Annotated in this window: 19 protein-coding genes; 8 read left to right on the forward strand and 11 right to left on the reverse strand. The window is 61.2% G+C overall.

Translation table 11 applies throughout. From position 1 onward, the window contains the following. On the reverse strand, window positions 1–818 hold an 818-nt coding region (locus K9857_RS22930; RefSeq protein WP_224539601.1), incomplete at its 3' end, for an AraC family transcriptional regulator. A gap of 33 nt (window positions 819–851) precedes the next feature. Continuing rightward, on the reverse strand, window positions 852–1,355 hold the full coding sequence (locus K9857_RS22935) for a VOC family protein (protein ID WP_224539603.1): 504 nt from the start codon (window positions 1,353–1,355) through the stop codon (window positions 852–854). A gap of 267 nt (window positions 1,356–1,622) precedes the next feature. On the opposite strand from K9857_RS22935, the gene K9857_RS22940 reads away from it, so the two are divergent. From K9857_RS22940 to K9857_RS22965, 6 genes are all read left to right on the forward strand, one after another. Then, window positions 1,623–1,871, forward strand: a complete 249-nt coding sequence (locus K9857_RS22940) for a transmembrane sensor/regulator PpyR (protein ID WP_224539605.1) — start codon at window positions 1,623–1,625, stop codon at window positions 1,869–1,871. Beyond that, complete coding sequence (locus K9857_RS22945) at window positions 1,871–3,025, forward strand: NnrS family protein (protein WP_224539607.1); 1,155 nt, start codon at window positions 1,871–1,873, stop codon at window positions 3,023–3,025. The genes K9857_RS22940 and K9857_RS22945 overlap by 1 nt, the downstream gene beginning before the upstream one ends. Window positions 3,026–3,217: 192 nt before the next feature. Next, on the forward strand, window positions 3,218–3,673 hold the full coding sequence (locus tag K9857_RS22950) for a (2Fe-2S)-binding protein (RefSeq protein ID WP_224539610.1): 456 nt from the start codon (window positions 3,218–3,220) through the stop codon (window positions 3,671–3,673). Window positions 3,674–3,678: 5 nt separating this feature from the next. After that, complete coding sequence (locus tag K9857_RS22955) at window positions 3,679–5,847, forward strand: xanthine dehydrogenase family protein molybdopterin-binding subunit (protein ID WP_224539612.1); 2,169 nt, start codon at window positions 3,679–3,681, stop codon at window positions 5,845–5,847. A 1-nt stretch (window position 5,848) separates the two neighbouring features. Continuing rightward, entirely contained in the window at window positions 5,849–6,430 is a 582-nt protein-coding gene (locus tag K9857_RS22960; RefSeq protein ID WP_224539614.1) for a hypothetical protein, read from the forward strand. A 74-nt stretch (window positions 6,431–6,504) separates the two neighbouring features. Beyond that, entirely contained in the window at window positions 6,505–7,077 is a 573-nt protein-coding gene (locus tag K9857_RS22965; protein WP_224539616.1) for a GGDEF domain-containing protein, read from the forward strand. A 134-nt stretch (window positions 7,078–7,211) separates the two neighbouring features. On the opposite strand, the gene K9857_RS22970 is transcribed toward K9857_RS22965, so the two are convergent. The 9 genes from K9857_RS22970 to gloB all read right to left on the reverse strand — a co-directional run bounded on the left by K9857_RS22970 (window position 7,212) and on the right by gloB (window position 18,527). Next, window positions 7,212–7,637 (reverse strand): VOC family protein, encoded by a 426-nt coding sequence (locus K9857_RS22970; protein WP_224539618.1) that lies wholly within the window; start codon window positions 7,635–7,637, stop codon window positions 7,212–7,214. A gap of 231 nt (window positions 7,638–7,868) precedes the next feature. After that, entirely contained in the window at window positions 7,869–8,663 is a 795-nt protein-coding gene (gene fabI, locus K9857_RS22975; protein ID WP_175377330.1) for an enoyl-ACP reductase FabI, read from the reverse strand. Between the two features lie 19 nt (window positions 8,664–8,682). Next, on the reverse strand, window positions 8,683–10,293 hold the full coding sequence (locus tag K9857_RS22980) for an ABC transporter ATP-binding protein (RefSeq protein WP_224539621.1): 1,611 nt from the start codon (window positions 10,291–10,293) through the stop codon (window positions 8,683–8,685). 1 nt (window position 10,294) lies between these two features. Continuing rightward, a complete protein-coding gene (locus tag K9857_RS22985; protein ID WP_175377332.1) occupies window positions 10,295–11,314 on the reverse strand; it encodes an ABC transporter permease in 1,020 nt (339 codons plus the stop codon). 1 nt (window position 11,315) lies between these two features. Next, on the reverse strand, window positions 11,316–12,389 hold the full coding sequence (locus tag K9857_RS22990) for a microcin C ABC transporter permease YejB (RefSeq protein WP_224539623.1): 1,074 nt from the start codon (window positions 12,387–12,389) through the stop codon (window positions 11,316–11,318). Window positions 12,390–12,393: 4 nt separating this feature from the next. Then, window positions 12,394–14,235, reverse strand: a complete 1,842-nt coding sequence (locus tag K9857_RS22995) for an extracellular solute-binding protein (RefSeq protein WP_224539625.1) — start codon at window positions 14,233–14,235, stop codon at window positions 12,394–12,396. Next, complete coding sequence (locus K9857_RS23000; protein WP_411961603.1) at window positions 14,232–16,040, reverse strand: extracellular solute-binding protein; 1,809 nt, start codon at window positions 16,038–16,040, stop codon at window positions 14,232–14,234. Before K9857_RS23000 ends, K9857_RS22995 begins: the two co-directional genes overlap by 4 nt. 171 nt (window positions 16,041–16,211) lie before the next feature. Continuing rightward, entirely contained in the window at window positions 16,212–17,660 is a 1,449-nt protein-coding gene (locus K9857_RS23005; protein ID WP_224539629.1) for a transglycosylase SLT domain-containing protein, read from the reverse strand. A gap of 99 nt (window positions 17,661–17,759) precedes the next feature. Beyond that, window positions 17,760–18,527 carry a hydroxyacylglutathione hydrolase gene (gene gloB, locus K9857_RS23010; RefSeq protein WP_224539631.1) on the reverse strand — a complete coding sequence of 256 codons (768 nt, stop codon included), beginning with the start codon at window positions 18,525–18,527 and terminating at the stop codon, window positions 17,760–17,762. Window positions 18,528–18,592: 65 nt separating this feature from the next. Between gloB and K9857_RS23015 the strand changes: the two genes are divergently transcribed. Further along, the gene (locus K9857_RS23015; RefSeq protein WP_224539633.1) at window positions 18,593–19,351 is read left to right on the forward strand and encodes a class I SAM-dependent methyltransferase; all 759 of its coding nucleotides are present in this window, start codon (window positions 18,593–18,595) and stop codon (window positions 19,349–19,351) included. A gap of 93 nt (window positions 19,352–19,444) precedes the next feature. Beyond that, window positions 19,445–19,891 carry a ribonuclease HI gene (rnhA, locus tag K9857_RS23020; RefSeq protein WP_224539635.1) on the forward strand — a complete coding sequence of 149 codons (447 nt, stop codon included), beginning with the start codon at window positions 19,445–19,447 and terminating at the stop codon, window positions 19,889–19,891. Window positions 19,892–19,921 lie beyond the last annotated feature (30 nt).

The following is a 19,921-nucleotide window of genomic DNA, read 5'->3' on the forward strand; positions in this document are numbered from 1 at the left end:
CCCGGCGTAGCCGCCAGATGCTGCTTGAACGTCCGCTGGAAATGCGCCTGATCGGCAAATCCCGCTTCCAGCGCCACATCGGCGATCAACCTGCCGCTGCGCAGCTGATCCCGCGCAAACTGAATACGCTGATTTACCAAGAAGGCATGGGGCGTCATGCCGAAATGCTGCTTGAAAGCCCGAATCAGATAGGACGGCGACAACTGCGCTGCCTCGCAAATATCCTCAAGCTTGAGCATCTGCGTGCAGTGTTCGCGGATGAAATCGGCGGCGCGTTCCAGCTTGAAGTTGGGCTCGCGCATCGCCTGTCCAGCAGGGTTCAGGCGCAACTGCACATCGGTGAAAAACTCCACCGCCGCGCTGTGCTTGCGCAGGATGTCCTGCTGCGGATTGACCAACACCTCGTACAAGGCCTTCAACCCCGCAAACAGCTCGGCATCCGCCGTGTGAGTGACGGCGAAGCGGCGAAAGGCCAGGTCATCACTGAACCCCAACTGACGCTGCAAATCGGTCAGCCACGGGGTTTCGACATACAGCATCAGGTATGACCAGGGCTGGTCGTCGATGGGATTGCAGGCATGCACATCGCCAGGGTTCATCAGTACCACGGTGCCGGCGCTGACCTCAAATTGCGACTGCTCATGGACATAGGTGCTGCGCCCGGCGGTGATCGCGCCGATGGAAAAGTGCGCGTGGGCATGCCGCGTGTAGCAGACCTCGCGGCCATCGGCGATGGAGCGCGCCTCGATGAAGGGCAGGCCGTCGTCGCGCCAGAAGCGCGGGGCCTTGTCGGTGTCCTTGGGCTGTGAACGCTTCATGGTCGGTCCCTGGAGAAACAGCCCCGGAGTGTATTAGCTCTCGCCATTAAAGGCTCGTTTCAACTCGGCGATATCGAGTTTTTTCATCTGCATCATCGCCGCCATCGCCCGTTGGGACTTGGTGGTGTCGGGGTCCTTGAGCATCTCCATCATCGCCACTGGCACGATCTGCCACGATACGCCGAACTTGTCCTTGAGCCAGCCGCACTGCTGCGCCTCAACCGGACCACCAGCGGACAACCGACCCCAGAAGTGATCGACTTCTTCCTGGGTCTGGCAGTTAACCTGAAAGGAGATGGCCTCGCTGAACGTGAAGTTCGGACCACCGTTGAGCCCGGTGAACGTCTGGCCGTCGAGTTCGAAACTGACCGTCAGCACCGAGCCCTCCGGATGCCCGTGAATCTCCTGGCCGGCCTTGCCGTAATGGGTGATGGCGGTGATTTTCGAATGATCGAAGATCGCGCAATAGAACTTCGCGGCCTCTTCGGCCTGACCGTCGAACCACAGGCAAGGGGTGAGTTTTTGAACATGTAGCATGGCGGGTCTCCCTGGCAGGTTTTTGCAGGCTGGACTATCAGCGTAGTCAGCCTCGGTTGCGCAGGTGTGGCCGTAGATCGACAAATGCTGAAGGTATTTCGCTGATGATGGAGTCAATATGACTTCCATATGAGTTAAAAAGACTCTTTCGAGAATGAGTCGTAATGACACCATGGCTGGCAGGGTGCTGATTTATAAGGCTTATAAAACTGGCACGGGAGTTGATAGAGAACAGGTACAACTGAACTGCTACAGGAGTCACGGAAAATGTTCCATTTCTTCAGCAATCCTCAGAATGTCCTGACACTTTCCAGCCGTGTGCTCGGCGTTGGCCTGGCGATGCTCCTGGCGGGCATCTACGGCGCCTATCTCTACGACGGTCACCTGTCGATCCTGGCCCTGGTGTCGCTGCATGCCATGACCATCGTCGGGCCGACCCTGCTGAAAATCGGCTATGTCATGCGCCTGCTGTCGCAACACCGTTTGAGCAAACCACTGCCCGTGGCGCTGGCCTGATGAACAAACTTTCTGCGGCACCGGTTTTCAGCCTCGGCTTTCGTCCGTTCTTTCTGGCGGGAGCCGCGTTTGCCGCAATGGCAGTGGCGATCTGGGCACTGTGGCTGTACGGACGTCTGCCTGGCGCGCAGCCGGTGGGTGGCATGCTGGCCTGGCATCGCCATGAAATGCCCTTCGGTTTTGCCGTGGCGATCATTGCCGGGTTCCTGCTGACGGCAGTGCCGAATTGGACCGGTCGACCGGGGCTCAAGGGCTGGCCGTTGATAGGGCTTGTGCTGGTCTGGCTACTGGCGCGACTGGCCTGGCTGATGCCGATTCCTCCCGGCTTGCTGCTGATCCTGCAACTGCCTTTGCTGCCGTTGCTGGCCGTTGTGCTCGGTCGCGATCTGATCGCTGCCCGCAAGCGCGAAAACTACCCGATTCTGTTGATGATCACGCTGCTGGCCGGATGTCAGGTCATGACCCTGTGGGGGTTCTGGACCGACGATGTCGGCCTGCAACGCCGTGGTGTGTTGGCCGCGCTGTGGCTGGTCGGCGCGATGATGAGCGTGATTGGCGGGCGGGTGATTCCGTTCTTCATCCAGCGCGGGCTCAATCGCCCGGCAACGCCTGCGGACAGCCCTTGGCCGACACGGGTGCTGCTGGTGAGCAGCCTGCTTGCAGCGCTGACCTTTGCCCTGGGACTGAACGACGTTCCCCGGTTGTGGCTGGCGGCGTTGTTCGCGCTGATGTGCGGCCTGCACCTGCTGCGGCTGTGGCGCTGGCATGATCGCGGCATGTGGCGGGTACCGTTGTTGTGGTCGCTGTATCTGTCCTACGTCTGGTTGCTGGTCGCGGTGATCGGCATGGCGCTGTGGCATCTCGGGTTGATGCCCCAGCAAAGCCTGGCCACCCATTCGCTGGCGGTCGGCGGGGTGGGCGGGTTGATATTGGCGATGATTGCCCGGGTCAGCCTGGGTCATACCGGACGGCCATTGCTGCCGTCCAAAGCGATCGTCGTGGGCTTTGCCCTGGTGTTGCTGGCGGGGCTGTCACGGGTGTTGCTGGTGCCGTTTTCCGGGTTTGGCCTGGGGTTGTCGGCGGCGCTCTGGTGTGCGGCGTTCGGGTTGTTCCTGCTGCGCTATACCGACATTCTCCTTAAACCAAGGCCCTGAGGGTTTGTGGATCGTTCCCACGCAGAGCGTGGGAACGATCAAAAACAGCCGAATTGATGTGACCGGTGGTCGATACATTCCGGCCTGCGAAGCAAATTGGACTTAGCTGAAGGGACAACCGAGGCGCGCGTAGGCCGTTGACGGCCACAGTGACGCCCCCTTCAGAACACCGTGAGTCTGAGGAGCTTCGCAATGCTGACCCTCAATATCAATGGCAAGGACCAGGAACTGGATGTCCCCGCGGACATGCCGTTGCTGTGGGTCCTGCGTGATGTCGCGCATCTGACCGGCACCAAGTTCGGCTGCGGCATGGCCCAGTGCGGCGCCTGTACCGTGCACGTCGACGGTGCGCCGCTGCGATCGTGCATCACCCCGGCCACCGCCGTGGCCCATGGCCAGAAAATCCTCACCATCGAAGGCCTGTCGCTGGACGGTTCGCACCCGGTGCAAAAAGCCTGGGCCGAACTCGATGTGGTCCAGTGCGGCTACTGCCAGTCCGGACAGATCATGTCGGCGGCGGCATTGCTGGCGAAGATTCCGCAACCTACCGACAGCGACATCGATCAGGCCCTGTCGGGCAACATCTGCCGTTGCGGCACCTATCCTAGAATTCGCGCCGCGGTCAAACGCGCCGCGCAATTGGGTTGAAGACCATGAACAGTCTCAATCCGCTTTCACGTCGTGGTTTTCTCAAGGGCACTGCCGTTCTGGGCGGTGGGCTGGTGGTGGCCTTTGTGATTCCCGGCGCCCATCGATTCGCCCACGGCGCGGAAAACGAAGGCAATGTATTCGCCCCCAATGCCTTTCTGCGCATCGCCAATGACAACAGCGTCACCGTATTGCTCGGTCACTCGGAAATGGGCCAGGGCATCTGGACCGGCCTGACCATGCTCATCGCCGAAGAACTGGACGCCGACTGGTCGAAAATTCGCGTCGAACATTCCCCGGCCTCTGCCAAGGATTACGGTCTGGCGGGCTTCGGCGGCATGCAGATTACCGGCGGCTCGACCTCGACCTGGATGGAGTTCGACCGCTATCGCCAGGCCGGCGCAACGGCGCGGATGATGCTGATCGAGGCGGCGGCCAAACGCTTCAACGTTGCGCCCTCGGCGATCCGCACCGAATCGGGCGTGGTGATTGCCGGCGAGCAGCGCGCCACCTACGGCGAACTGGCGGACGCCGCCGGCAAGCTGCCCGTGCCGGATCCTGCGTCGATCAAGCTCAAGGACGCGAAAGACTGGACCATCATCGGCAAGCCCACCAAGCGCCTGGACACACCGGAGAAAATAACCGGCCGCGCCAAATTCGGCATGGACGTGCAGTTCGACGGCCTGATGACCGCCATGGTCGCCCGTCCGCCGGGGTTCGGCGGCAGCGTCAAATCCTTCGAAGGCGCCGAGGCGCTGGCCATCCCGGGCGTGCGCAAAGTGGTGCAGGTGCCCACCGGCGTCGCGGTGATCGCCGATCACTATTGGGCGGCGAAACTGGGGCGCGATGCGCTGCATGTGGAATGGGATTTGGGACCGAACAGCGGCCTGGACAGCCAGAAGCTGCTGGAGAGCTTTCGCAAACTCGCCGCGACACCGGGGCTTCCCGCCAGTCAGGCCGGCGACGCCCAGGCCGCGCTGGCCAAGGCGAGCAAGACCGTGGACGTCGAATACAGCGTGCCGTATCTGGCCCACGCGCCGATGGAACCACTCAACTGCACGGTGAAAATCACCCAGGACAAATGTGAGATCTGGACCGGCACCCAATTCCAGACTCTGGACCAGATGATCGCCGGAAAGATCACCGGTCTCAAACCCGAACAGGTCGAGATCCATACCGAGTTCCTCGGCGGCGGTTTTGGTCGGCGAGCCAACCCGACCTCGGATTTTGTCGCCGAAGCGGTGCAGGTCGCCAAGGCGGCGGGCATGCCGGTGAAAACCGTGTGGGCGCGGGAAGATGACATTCGTGGCGGCTATTACCGCTCGGCATTCCTGCATCATGCGCGGGTCGGGCTTGGGCCTGATGGCCTGCCGCTGGCGTGGAAGCATGTGCTGGTGGGTCAGTCGATCATGGCCGGCACGATGCTCGAAGCGGCGATGGTCAAGAACGGCATCGACAAGACCTCGGTGGAGGGCGTGGCGGACAGTCCCTACCTTGCGGATCTGGCCGACCATCAGGTCCAGCTGCATTCGCCGAAAACCGGCATCAGCGTGCTGTGGCTGCGGTCAGTGGGGCATACCCATACCGCGTTTGTCATGGAATCGCTGATCGATGAACTGGCTGCGGCGGCGAGCAAGGATCCGGTGGAGTACCGGCGAACCCTGCTCAAGAACCATCCTCGACACCTGGGGGTGCTGAACCTGGCCGTGGAGAAGGCCAACTGGAAGGCGCCGCTGCCGGATGGCCATGCCCTGGGCGTGGCGGTGCACGAGTCGTTCGGCAGCTATGTGGCGCAGGTGGTCGAGGTGTCCCAGGACAATCTGGCGATCCGCGTGCATCGGGTGGTGTGTGCGGTGGATTGCGGGATCGCGGTCAACCCGCAGAGCATCGCCGCGCAGATGGAGTCATGCATCGCCTTCGGCCTGGGTTTCACACTGCACAGCAAGCTGACGATCAAGGACGGCCAAGTGGTGCAGTCCAACTACCACGATTATCAGGTGCTGCGGCTCAGCGAGATGCCGGTGGTTGAAGTGCATATCCTGCCCAGCAGCGAGAAGCCCGGTGGCATCGGCGAGGCCGGTGTGCCGCCTACGGCGCCGGCGGTGGCCAATGCGGTGTACGCCCTGACCGGGCAGCGCCTGCGCGAGCTGCCTTTGCAGCTGTCGGGGGTGTGAGATGAAACGCCATCACTGGATTCTCGGGACGTTGGTCCTGGTGTGCCTGTTCATCTACGCCACCGAGTTGTTCGCCGATGACAAGGAGGCGCTCAAGGCCTTTGCCACCGTGCAACAAGTCTTCCAAAACCCTCGTTGCCAGAACTGCCATATTCCCGGGGATTCGCCGTTGCAGTTCGACGCTGGCAAACCCCATGCGATGAACGTGGTGCGGGGCATGGACGGCAAGGGCGCGGCGGGCTTGCCCTGTGCCACCTGCCACGCCGAGGCCAATCCACCAGCCAGCTACGGCCCCGGCACACCGCCGGGCGCGCCCCATTGGAGTCTGCCGCCGGCGGCGCACAAAATGGCCTGGATCGGCCTGCCGCCCGACAAGTTGTGCAGCATGATCAAGGACCGCGCGAGCAACGGCGACCGTGATTTCGCCGCGCTGATCAAGCATGTCAGCGAAGACAAGCTGGTGCTGTGGGGCTGGAATCCGGGCGGCAATCGCGCACCGGTGCCGGTGCCGCACGATGTATTCGTCACGCAATTCAAGCTGTGGGCTGACGCTGGAGGGCCTTGTCCATTGTCCGGCACATGACCATTGGTCAATGAATCCGGAGTCAAATCCGCTATCGAGGACTCTAAAAACCATAACCACTCAGGGAGTATCCGATGCTGACCTCAGGCAAACCGCACAAGACACGTGTGTGTGCAGGGACGCCACAACAGGAACGCGAACTGCTGCGCGATCTGGCCCGCAAGGCCGAGCAAGAGCTGATCGGCGTGCAGATGGCGAGCATGGATGAACTGACGCTGCTGCCCAACCGCCACGGCTTCATCGCCCTGGCTCAACTGGGCCTCGACGCCTGCCAACGTCTGGGCAGGCCCGCCACGCTGCTGTTCTTCAACCTCGAAGAATTCAAGCGCATCAACTACCTGTTCGGCCGCACCGAGGGCGATCACGCACTGAAAACCTTCGCCGACGTGCTGAACATCGGTTTCAGGGAAAGCGACGTGATCGGTCGCCTTGAAGGCGCCACTTTCGTGGCCTTGCTCACCGGTTCCTGTGGCGTGGATGTCACGGCCATCAAGGCCCGGCTGGAGGAAATGCTCGATGCGCGCAACACCATGGCGCATCGGGGGTATGGGATTCGATTCAGTATTGGGCAGATCGAATATGACCCAGAGGCGCACGATTCAGTAGAGGAGTTGCTGGTAGAGGCTGAGAAAGTATTGGGCCGGTAGTTTCGTTGTGACGGTGGGCCTCTTCGCGGGCAAGCCCGCTCCCACAGTGTCCGGTGTCGTACACAATATCGGTGTACACCAATAAACCCTGTGGGAGCGGGCTTGCCCGCGAAGCGGCCGGAACAGTCACCGCCTCACTTGGCAAACAGCTGCCCAATATCCTTGAACGCCTTGAACTCCAGCGCATTGCCGCACGGGTCGAACAAAAACATCGTCGCCTGTTCCCCTACCAGCCCCCGAAATCGAATCCCCGGCTCGATCACGAATCGGGTTTCCAGTGCCGTCAGCCGCTCGGCCAATGCCTCCCACTCCGCCATCCCCAGCACCACGCCAAAATGCGGCACGGGCACGTCATGGCCGTCGACGGCGTTGGTGTGGGCGGCTTCCTGGGAGGCGTTTTTCGGTGCCAGATGGATCACCAGTTGGTGGCCGAAGAAATTGAAATCGACCCAGTGATCGCTGGAGCGACCTTCTTCCAGGCCGAAGACGCTGCCATAGAAATGCCGCGCGGCGGCCAGGTCGTAGACCGGGATGGCCAGGTGAAAAGGGGAGAGCTGCATCAGGCGTTCCTCGAGGGTGGGAATTTCCAGCAGTCTAGCCCTATAAATCTCCTGTAGGAGCGAGCACGCTCGCGATGGTCGTCAACGATAACGCTGGCCATCTGATGCCCCGCGGTGTTCTTGCGTGCATCGCGAGCAGGCTCGCTCCCACAGGGATGTTCAAGCGCAGGGGAAATCGCAGAAATAAAAAACCCGCCAATCAAGGCGGGTTTTTCATTGGCTAGCCGAAGATCACTCTTCGATGTTGCCCATGGCGGTGGTGTTGAAGCCACCGTCCACGTACATGATTTCACCGCTGATGCCCGACGCCAGGTCCGAGCACAGGAAGGCGCCGGCGTTGCCGACTTCTTCGATGGTGACGTTGCGACGCAGCGGGGTTTGCGCTTCGTTGGCGGCCAGCATCTTGCGGAAGTTCTTGATGCCGGAAGCGGCGAGGGTGCGGATCGGGCCGGCCGATACGCAGTTGACGCGGGTGCCGTCCGGGCCCAGGGAGCCGGCCAGGTAACGAACGCCAGCTTCCAGGGAAGCCTTGGCCATGCCCATTACGTTGTAGTTAGGCATGGTGCGCTCGGCGCCCAGGTAGGACAGGGTCAGCAGGCTGCCGTTGCGGCCTTTCATCATTTCGCGACCGGCCTTGGCCAGGGCGACGAAGCTGTAGGCGCTGATGTCGTGGGCGATGCGGAAACCGTCACGGGTGGTGGCTTCGGTGAAGTCGCCGTCCAGTTGGTCGCCCGGGGCGAAGCCCACGGAATGCACGATGCAGTCCAGGCCGTCCCACTTCTTGCTCAGCTCTTCGAAAACCTTGGCGATTTCCGCGTCGCTGGCCACGTCGCACGGGAAGCACAGCTCAGGGCTCGAACCCCAGCCTTGTGCGAACTCTTCGACACGACCCTTGAGTTTGTCGTTCTGATAAGTGAAGGCAAGCTCAGCGCCCTCGCGATGCATGGCGGCAGCGATGCCGGATGCGATGGACAGCTTGCTGGCGACACCGACGATCAGTACGCGCTTACCGGCGAGAAAACCCATGTGTTGCTCCTCTTTCAGGTTATTGCGCAGTTTCCGGAACCAGGAAGGCGGCTTCCAGTAACTGCTGTGTATACGGATGTTGGGGGGCGGCAAAAATGCTTTGCGCGTCTCCCTGTTCGACCACTTGGCCATGCTTGACCACCATCAGTTGGTGGCTCAGCGCCTTGACCACAGCCAGGTCATGGCTGATGAACAGATACGTCAGGTTGTACTTGGTTTGCAGTGAACGCAAAAGCTCCACCACTTGGCGTTGCACGGTGCGGTCCAGAGCCGAAGTCGGCTCGTCCAGCAAAATCAACGCCGGTTTTAGCACTAAAGCCCGGGCAATGGCGATTCTCTGCCGTTGCCCGCCGGAAAATTCGTGGGGGTAGCGGTTCCGGGTTTCCGGGTCCAGTCCTACCTCCTTGAGCGCCGCAATAATCGCCTGCTCCTGTTCCGCCTCGGTGCCGATCCCGTGAATCCGCAAGCCTTCACCCACGATCTGGCTCACGCACATCCTCGGGCTCAGGCTGCCGAACGGGTCCTGAAACACCACCTGCATCTCCCGACGCAGCGGCCTGACCTGTTGTTGCGTCAGGCTGTCCAGCTGTTTGCCCTCAAAACGGATGGCGCCCTTGCTGGCGATCAACCGCAGGATCGCCAGACCCAGGGTCGATTTGCCGGAACCGCTTTCGCCCACGATCCCCAGGGTCTGGCCCTGGGGCAGGTTGAAGTTGATGCCGTCCACCGCCTTGACGTAATCCACCGTGCGCTTGAGCAGGCCTTTCTTGATCGGAAACCAGACTTTCAGGTCCTCGACCGCAAGCAAAGGCGGGCCGATTTCATTGGCCGCCGGCTTCCCGCTGGGCTCCGCTGCGAGCAGGATCCGAGTGTACGGATGCTGTGGCGCACGAAACAATTCTTCACACGATGCCTGTTCGACGATGCAACCGCGCTGCATGACACATACGCGATGCGCAATTCTTCGAACAAGGTTCAAATCGTGGCTGATCAGCAGCAATGCCATGCCCAGGCGGGCCTGCAGTTCCTTGAGCAATTCGAGGATTTTCAGCTGAACGGTCACGTCCAGCGCCGTGGTCGGCTCATCGGCGATCAGCAGTTCCGGCTCATTGGCCAAGGCCATGGCGATCATCACCCGCTGGCGCTGGCCGCCTGACAGCTCGTGGGGCAGGGCCTTGAGGCGCTTGTGGGGTTCGGGAATACCGACCATCTCCAGCAGCTCCAGGGTACGCTTGGTCGCCACTTTGCCGACCAGCCCCTTGTGGATGCCCAGCACCTCGTTGATCTGCTTCTCGATCGAGTGCAGCGGATTGAGCGAGGTCATCGGCTCCTGAAAGATCATCGCGATCCGGTTGCCGCGGATGTGGCGGATGGTCTTCTCTTTGAGATCCAGCAGGTTCTGCCCAGCATACTCGATGGTCCCCGACGGGTGTCGGGCGAGCGGGTAGGGCAGCAGGCGCAGGATGGAGTGCGCAGTCACCGATTTGCCGGAACCGGATTCGCCCACCAGCGCCAGGGTCTCGCCGCGCTTGATATCGAAGCTGACGTTTTCCACCACCCGCTGGCTGTGGTTGCCAACGACGAATTCGACGGCGAGGTCGCGCACTTCGATCAGATTGTCCTGATTCATTTCACTTCCTCGGGTCGAAGGCATCGCGAGCGGACTCGCCGATGAACACCAGCAGGCTCAACATCAACGCCAGCACGGCAAACGCGCTCATGCCCAGCCACGGCGCCTGCAGGTTGGATTTGCCCTGGGCCACCAGTTCGCCCAGCGACGGGCTACCCGCCGGCAGGCCGAAACCGAGGAAATCCAGGGCGGTCAGGGTGCCGATGGCGCCGGTCAGGATGAACGGCATGAAGGTCATGGTCGAGACCATGGCGTTGGGCAGGATATGACGGAACATGATCGCGCCATTCTGCATGCCCAGCGCCCGCGCCGCACGCACGTATTCCAGGTTGCGCCCGCGCAGGAACTCGGCGCGGACCACGTCCACCAGGCTCATCCACGAGAACAGCAGCATGATCCCCAGCAGCCACCAGAAGTTCGGCTGGACGAAGCTGGCCAGAATGATCAGCAAGTACAGCACCGGCAATCCGGACCAGATCTCCAGGAAGCGCTGCCCGGCCAGGTCCACCCAGCCGCCGTAGAAGCCCTGCAAGGCACCGGCGATCACGCCGATGATCGAGCTGAGCAGGGTCAGGGTCAGGGCGAACAGCACCGACACCCGGAAGCCGTAGATCACCCGGGCCAGCACGTCGCGGCCCTGATCGTCGGTGCCCAGCAGGTTGTCCGCCGAGGGCGGCGCGGGGGCAGGGACGCGCAGGTCGTAGTTGATGCTCTGGTAGCTGAACGGAATTGGTGCCCACAGCACCCAGGCGTCCTTGGCCTTGAGCAGTTCGCGGATGTACGGGCTTTTGTAGTTGGCTTCCAGCGGGAATTCGCCGCCGAAGGTGGTTTCCGGGTAGCGCTTGAGCGCCGGGAAATACCAGCCGTTGTCGTAGTGCACCACCAGCGGTTTGTCGTTGGCGATCAGCTCGGCGCCGAGACTGGCGCCAAACAGGATCAGGAACAGCCACAGCGACCACCAGCCGCGCTTGTTGGCCTTGAACAGCTCGAAGCGGCGGCGATTGAGAGGGGACAGGTTCATCTCAATGCTCCCGGCTTTCGAAGTCGATGCGCGGATCGACAAAGGTATAGGTGAGGTCGCCGATCAGTTTCACTACCAGACCCAGCAGGGTGAAGATGAACAGCGTGCCGAAGACCACCGGATAATCGCGGTTGATCGCCGCTTCAAAACTCATCAGGCCGAGACCGTCGAGGGAGAAAATCACCTCCACCAGCAAGGATCCGGTGAAGAAAATGCCGATGAAGGCCGAGGGGAAACCGGCGATCACCAGCAGCATGGCGTTGCGGAACACGTGGCCGTAGAGCACGCGGTGCCGAGTCAGTCCCTTGGCCTTGGCGGTGACCACGTACTGCTTGTTGATCTCGTCGAGGAAGCTGTTTTTGGTCAGCAGGGTCATGGTCGCGAAGTTACCGATCACCAGGGCGGTCACCGGCAGCGCCAGGTGCCAGAAATAGTCGAGGATCTTGCCGCTCAGGCTCAGCTCATCGAAGTTGTTCGAGGTCAGCCCGCGCAACGGAAACCAGTCCAGATAACTGCCGCCGGCAAACACCACGATCAGCAGGATGGCGAACAGGAACGCCGGGATCGCATAGCCGACGATGATCGCCGAACTGGTCCAGACGTCGAAGTGGCTGCCGTGTCGCGTGGCCTTGGCAATCCCCAGTGGGATCGACACCAGGTACATGATCAGGGTGCTCCACAGCCCGAGGGAGATCGACACCGGCATCTTTTCCTTGATCAGGTCGATGACCTTCGCATCGCGGAAAAAGCTGTCGCCGAAGTCCAGCGACGCGTAGTTCTTGACCATGATCCACAAACGTTCCGGCGCCGACTTGTCGAAGCCGTACATGTGCTCGATTTCCTTGATTAGAGCCGGATCCAGGCCCTGGGCGCCGCGATAGGAGGAGCCGGCCACCGACACTTCCGCGCCGCCGCCGGCGATGCGGCTGGTGGCGCCTTCGAAACCTTCGAGCTTGGCGATCATCTGTTCCACCGGGCCGCCGGGCGCGGCCTGGATGATCACGAAGTTGATCAGCAAAATGCCGAACAGGGTCGGAATGATCAGCAGCAGTCGCCGAAAAATATACGCCAGCATCTGATTACTCCGTGCCCGCAGGATCGGCCTGCAGTTTGGTTTCGATCTCTATCGCCGGTTTGGCATCGGGCTTGACCCACCAGGTGGCGGTGCCGATGTCGTACTTGGGCGAAACCTTCGGATGGCCGATGTGGTTCCAATAGGCCACGCGCCAGGTCTTGATGTGCCAGTTGGGGATCACGTAATAGCCCCATTGCAGCACGCGGTCCAGTGCGCGGGCGTGGGCCACCAGGCTTTTGCGCGAGTCGGAGTTGATCAGTTGCTCGACCAGTTGGTCCACTACCGGGTCCTTGAGGCCCATGGAGTTGCGGCTGCCGGGTTTGTCGGCGGCCGCGGTCATCCAGAATTCGCGCTGTTCGTTACCCGGCGAGTTGGACTGCGGGAAACTGCCGACGATCATGTCGAAGTCCCGGGAGCGCACGCGGTTGACGTACTGCGAGACGTCTACCCGACGTATCACCAGGTCGATACCCAGGTCGCTCAGGTTGCGCTTGAACGGCAGCAGCACCCGTTCGAATTCGGTCTGCGCCAGCAGGAACTCGATGACCACCGGTTTGCCGGTGGCATCGACCATCTTGTCGTCGACGATACGCCAGCCGGCTTCCTGCAGCAGTTGGTAAGCCTTGCGTTGCTGGGTGCGGATCATGCCGCTGGCGTCGGTAACCGGATTCTCGAAGGCCTGGGTGAAGACCTGCTCGGGAATCTTGCCGCGAAACGGTTCAAGGATCGCCAACTGATCGGCATCGGGCAGGCCGGTAGCGGCCATTTCCGAGTTCTCGAAATAACTGCGGGTACGCGCGTAGGCGCTGTTGAACAGTTGTTTGTTGGTCCACTCGAAATCCAGCAACAGCGTCAGCGCCTGACGCACCCGCACGTCCTGGAACACCGGACGACGCAGATTGAACACGAAGCCCTGCATGCCGGTGGGGTTGCCGTTGGGGATCTGTTCCTTGATCAGCCGGCCCTCGGTGACTGCCGGGATGTTGTAGGCGTTGGCCCAGTTCTTTGCGGTCATCTCCAGCCAATAATCGAACTGACCCGCCTTGAGACCTTCCAGTGCCACCGTGTTGTCGCGGTAGTAGTCGGTAAGCATCACGTCGAAGTTGTAGAAACCACGGTTGACCGCCAGGTCCTTGCCCCAATAGTCCTTGACCCGCTCATAACGCACCGATCGCCCGGCCTTGACCTCGCTGACCTTGTATGGCCCGCTGCCCAGCGGCATTTCCAGGTTGCCTTTGTTGAAGTCGCGGTTCTCCCACCAGTGTTTGGGCAGGACCGGCAACTGGCCGAGGATCAGCGGCAGTTCGCGGTTGTTGCTGTGCTTGAACTTGAACAGCACCGTCAGCGGATCTTCGGCGACCACGTCCGCGACATCGGCATAGTAGCCGCGGTACATCGGCGCGCCGTCCTTCATCAGGGTCTGAAAGCTGAACACCACGTCTTCGGCGCGTACCGGATGGCCGTCATGGAAGCGCGCTTCCGGGCGCAGATAGAAACGCACCCAGTCGTTGTTCGGTGCCTTTTCGATCTTGCCGGCGATCAGGCCGTATTCGGTGAAAGGTTCATCCAGGCCTTGCTTGGCCAGGGTGTCGTAGATCAGATCGATATTGTTGGCTGACACACCCTTGCTGATGAAGGGGTTGAGGCTGTCGAAACCACCGAAGCCGGCTTCGCGGAAGATCCCGCCCTTGGGCGCATCGGGATTTACGTAATCGAAGTGCTTGAAGTCCGCCGGGTATTTGGGCGGCTCGTTGTACAGGGTCAGTGCGTGTTGCGGCGCGGCACAGGCCATGCCTGCGAACAACAGGGCGCCGGCCTGCAGGAGCAGGGCGCTGATGGGTTTCATCGATCTTTCTCCGAAGATTTCAGCCACCAAGCGCTCAACCCTAGGGTGTAGGGCGGCGTGGTGACAAAGGCCAGCCGGTTGCGGTAGGCCAGGCGGTGATAATTGAGGTACCAGTTGGGAATGATGTAGTGCTGCCAGAGCAGCACCCGGTCCAGCGCCTTGCCGGCAGCGACCTGATCGTCGCGCGTTCTGGCAGCCAGCAGTTGATCGAGCAGTTGATCGACTACCGGGTTGGCGATGCCTGCGTAATTCTTGCTGCCTTTGACCGTGGCCTGGCTGGAATGAAAGTACTGCCACTGTTCCAGGCCGGGGCTGAGGGTCTGGTTTTGTGTCATCAGAATCATGTCGAAATCGAACTGGTCAAGGCGTTGCTTGTACTGGGCGCGATCCACCGTGCGCAGCCGCGCGTCGATGCCGATGCTGGCGAGGTTTTCGACGTAAGGCTGGAGGATGCGTTCCAGGTTCGGATTGACCAGCAGGATCTCCAGGCGCAGCGGTTGTCCGGCCGCGTTCTGCAGGCGCTGGCCGTTGAGCTTCCAGCCGGCTTCGGCGAGCAGGCCCAAGGCCTTGCGCAGGGTTTCCCGGGGAATGCCGCGACCTTGGGTCTGCGGCAGGCTGAACGGCTCGGTGAACAATTTGGCGGGCAATTGCTCGCGATAGGGCTTGAGCAGCAGCCACTCATGGCCGACCGGCAAGCCGCTGGCGGAGAATTCGCTGTTGGGGTAGTAGCTGGTGGCACGTTTGTAGGCACCGCTGAACAGAGTGCGGTTGGTCCACTCGAAGTCGAACATCAGGCCCAGGGCTTCGCGCACCTTGATGTCCGCGAAGGTCGGGCGGCGGCTGTTCATGAACAGGCCCTGGGTCTGGGTCGGGATCTGGTGCGGGATCTGCGCCTTGATCACTTCGCCGCGACGGATCGCCGGGAAGCCGTAGCCGGTGTCCCAGTTCTTCGCCTGGTGCTCGATATAGATGTCGAACTCGCCGGCCTTGAACGCTTCGAACGCCACATCGCTGTCGCGGTAGAACTCGACCTCCATGCGGTCGAAGTTGTACTTGCCGCGATTGACCGGCAAGTCCTTGCCCCAGTAGTTCTTGACCCGTTCAAAGATGATCTGTCGACCCGGGGTGACCGAGGTGATGCGATACGGTCCACTGCCCAGTGGCGGCTCGAAGGTGGTGGCCTTGAAATCGCGATCTTTCCAATAGTGCTGCGGCAGTACCGGCAACTCGCCCAGGCGCAGGATCAGCAGCGGATTACCGGAGCGCTTGAACACGAAGCGAATGCGCTGCGGATTGAGAATGTCCACCCGCTGCACTTCCTGCAGGTTGGTGCGATAAAGCGGATGGCCTTCCTTGAGCAGCAGACGATAGGAGAAGGCCACATCAAAGGCGGTGATCGGCGTGCCGTCGTGGAACTTCGCTTCGGGCCGCAGGTTGAACACCACCCAACTGCGATCCTCGCTGTACTCCACCGATTGGGCGATCAGGCCGTAGCTGGACGTCGGTTCATCGCCGGACGGCGCGTACTGGCCAGTGCCGACCATCAACGGCTCGTTCAGCTCGTTGATGCCGTATTGCAGGAAATTCGGCGTGGTGACCGGGCTGGTGCCCTTGAAGGTGTAGGGATTGAGCGTATCGAAGGTGCCAAACGCCATCACCCGCAACGTGCCGCCCTTGGGCGCTTGCGGGTTGACCCAGTCGAAGTGGGTAAATCTGGCCGGGTACTTGAGCGCGCCGAACTGCGCATAACCATGGCTTTCGCTGATCGTCGCGCTTGCGGTGGAGCTCAAGGCCAGGCTGATCAGGAGCGAGAGGAGGGCACGCTTCAAGTATGGAATCCGATCCAGGCGGCTTGGGCTTTGTGGCCAGTACAGTAACAGCTTGTATGGACAGGAAAAAGCCGGGCCTGGAAAGCAGTTCTCGGGCATAAAAAAAGATCGCAGCCGGCTGCGATCTTTTCGGTACTGCGCCAATGATTAATGCGGATTCGAAACCGTCAGCATCTGGCCTGGCTTGAGCGCCTGGCCGACACGCGGATTCCAGCGCTTGAGGTGCTGCATCTCGACGTTGAAACGCTTGGCCACAATGTACAGCGAGTCGCCTTGCTGAACCTTGTATTTGGCTTGCGGCTTCTTGGCTTCTGCCTTGGTCTTGCTGTTGGCAGCGACCACGGTGTTGATGCGCCCCGAGCTGCGTTTGCTAGTGTCCTGCAGGACCAGAGTCTGACCGGGCTTGAGGTTCTTCCCGCTCAGCTTGTTCCAGCGTTGCAGATCCTTGACGTCGACGTTGTTGGCCTTGGCAATGGAGCCCAGGTTGTCGCCGCGCTTGACCCGGTAGTTGCGCTTGACGCTCGCCACTCGGGTTTCGCCGGCACCGTCGAACACCGGCTTGAGCGGTTTCTTGCTGATCAGCTCTTCAGGACGCATGGTCTGCAGGCTGGTGGTCAGCAGTTGCGCCTTGGAGGTCGGTACCAGCAGATGCTGTGGGCCGTCGATGGTGGTGCGCTGCTTGAAGGCCGGGTTGAGCTGGAACAGTTCGTCCTCGTCGATGTTGGCCACCGCGGCAACCTTGGACAGGTCCATGCGTTGGTTGATTTCGACGACCTTGAAATACGGTTCGTTGGCGATCGGGTTGAGGTTCACGCCGTAAGCTTCGGGAGCCAGTACCACTTGCGACAGTGCCAGCAGCTTGGGCACATAGGCCTGGGTTTCGGCTGGCAGCGGCAGGTTCCAGTAATCGGTTGGCAGGCCGAGCTTTTCATTGCGTTCGATGGCGCGGCTGACGGTGCCTTCACCGGCGTTATAGGCGGCCAGGGCCAGCAGCCAGTCACCGTTGAACATGTCGTGCAGGCGGCTCAGGTAGTCCATCGCGGCGGTGGTCGAGGCGGTGATATCGCGACGGCCATCGTAGAAGCGGGTCTGACGCAGGTTGAAGTAACGCCCGGTGGAAGGAATGAATTGCCAAAGGCCAACCGCGTCGGCCCGGGAATAGGCCATCGGGTTGTAGGCGCTTTCAATCACTGGCAGCAGCGCCAGTTCCAGCGGCATGTTGCGTTCTTCGAGGCGTTCGACGATGTAATGAATGTAGAGACTGCCGCGTTCGCCGGCGTTCTCGAGGAAAGAGGGATTGCTGGCGAACCACAGGCGCTGTTGCTCGATGCGCGGGTTGACCCCAAGGCTATCCTGCAACTGGAAGCCCTGACGCATGCGCTCCCAGACGTCCTGGGGGATCTGCGGGCTCGGCTTTTCGCTGATCCAGACAGGCTTCTGTTTGGCGCGCGCGGCAATATTCGGAGTGTGCGCCGCGTCGGTCTGCGGCGCATGGCTGGAACAGCCCGCCAAGGTCGCGGACACAGCCAGCGCGATGGCTTGCGCCACGCGGGTTAAAGCGTCCGAACTGATGGCATTTCGAATGGATGACGACATTGGCTGAACGTAAGTTCCGGGCAAAAATGTCGGGCGATTCTAGAAAGCAGACCCCCTGCGGTCAACCTTTCGAGGTTTTCGTACCATCGTCCAAGCGGTTCAGAACTTGTCTTTCCACGCTCTCAGGGACGCAAAAACCATATCGGGCCGAGAGTTATCGGTGCCGGTCCGTTCGTCCGCTTTTTCTTTAACGGATGTTTCAGTGGTACGTAAAAACGGGTTTGTACGCTTCTCCAGGGCGATGTTCGAGGGCAAAGTGATGACCCCGGCTTCCCGTTGTCGGGTCACCGTCGCCAGGCGTTCCAGAGTGTCCGCATTGCCCGGTTCGACCGCGGCGGCAAAGCGCAGATTGCTCAGGGTGTACTCGTGGGTGCAGTACACCTGAGTGTCGTCCGGCAGCGCCGCCAGGCGCGACAGCGAGGCGTGCATCTGTTGCGGCGTGCCTTCGAACAGGCGCCCGCAACCAGCGGCGAACAGAGTGTCGCCACAGAACAGCAGACCGTGGTGATAATAGGCAATGTGTCCCAGGGTATGACCGGGCACGGCAATGATCTCGAAGTCATGGCCCAGCACGTGGATTCGATCGTTATCCTTGAGCGCGATATCACGCCCTGGAATGTTTTCGCTGGCCGGACCGTAGACTTTCGCGTCCGTCGCTTTCTTGAGCTGCTCGACGCCGCCGACGTGGTCATGATGATGGTGAGTGATCAGAATATCGCTGAGCACCCATTCAGGATTCGCCGAGAGCCAGTTCTGCACCGGCGTGGCATCGCCCGGGTCGACCACCGCGCAATGCCGGGTACTGTGGTCTTGAAGCAACCAGATGTAATTGTCGGTGAAGGCGGGCAGGGCACTGATCTGTATCATCGTCGGATTCGCCAAGCGGTAAACAAAGGCGCATCTTAGAACTTCCTGGCGCGTTGGAGAATGCAATGACCGATAAAGCGTTCGCTCAGGCCGATCCTGACTGGCTGGCGTTGATCAGCGCGGCGCGTGAGTGGCTGTCCGGACCCCTCGGGCAGTTTTTGCTGGATGAAGAGCGGCGCATGCTCGAAGAGGAGCTGGGGCGGTTCTTCGGCGGCTATCTGGTGCACTACGGGCCGTCGGCCCAGACGCCGCCGTCGGCGCCTCAGGTTCAGCGCAATGTGCGGCTGGGTGCGCCGTTGCCCGGTGTGGAAATCGTCTGTGAGGAACAGGCCTGGCCCTTGAGCGAACATGCCGCCGATGTGGTGGTGTTGCAGCACGGCCTGGATTTCTGCCTGTCGCCCCACGGTTTGCTGCGCGAAGCGGCGAGCAGCGTGCGGCCCGGCGGGCATCTGCTGATCATCGGCATTAATCCCTGGAGCAGCTGGGGGCTGCGACATGTGTTCGCCCATGACGGGTTGCGCAAGGCCCGCTGCATTTCACCATCGCGGGTGGCCGACTGGCTGAACCTGCTGGGCTTTGCGCTGGAGAAACGCCGCTTCGGGTGCTATCGTCCGCCGCTTGCTTCGCCTGCCTGGCAGACCCGTCTGGCCGGTTGGGAACGCATCGCCGGCAACTGGCAGTTGTCCGGTGGCGGCTTCTATTTACTGGTGGCGCGCAAGATCGTGGTAGGCCTGCGGCCAGTCCGTCAGGAACGCCGCGAGCCGATGGGCAAACTGATTCCATTGCCGATGGCCAAGGTCAATCGCCGCCGCATCGAACCGTAATACCTTCTTCTATATACCGGCCGGGGTTGCCCCCGGTCCTGGGCGTCGTCGATCAGCGATCGGCGAGCCAACACGTTTTCTGGATGGATTGGCATGAGCGATAACGTAGAACTCTTCACCGATGGCGCCTGCAAGGGCAACCCCGGTCCTGGCGGCTGGGGCGCATTACTGGTGTGCAAGGGCGTTGAAAAGGAGTTGTGGGGCGGTGAGGCCAACACCACCAACAATCGCATGGAACTGATGGGCGCGATCCGCGGCCTGGAAGAACTCAAGCGTCCTTGCGACGTGTTGCTGGTGACCGACTCGCAGTACGTGATGAAAGGCATCAACGAGTGGATGGACAACTGGAAAAAGCGCGGCTGGAAGACAGCGGCGAAGGAACCGGTAAAGAATGCCGATCTGTGGCGGCTGCTCGACGAGCAGGTCAACCGTCACAATGTCACCTGGAAGTGGGTGCGTGGCCATATCGGCCATCACGGCAACGAACGGGCGGACCAGTTGGCAAACCGTGGCGTGGATGAAGTCCGCGGCCTGGCTTGAGCACCGAGCGACTTTGAGACCTTATCGCGA

The sequence above is a fragment of the Pseudomonas sp. REP124 genome, assembly GCF_020164475.1.
Taxonomy (GTDB): domain Bacteria; phylum Pseudomonadota; class Gammaproteobacteria; order Pseudomonadales; family Pseudomonadaceae; genus Aquipseudomonas.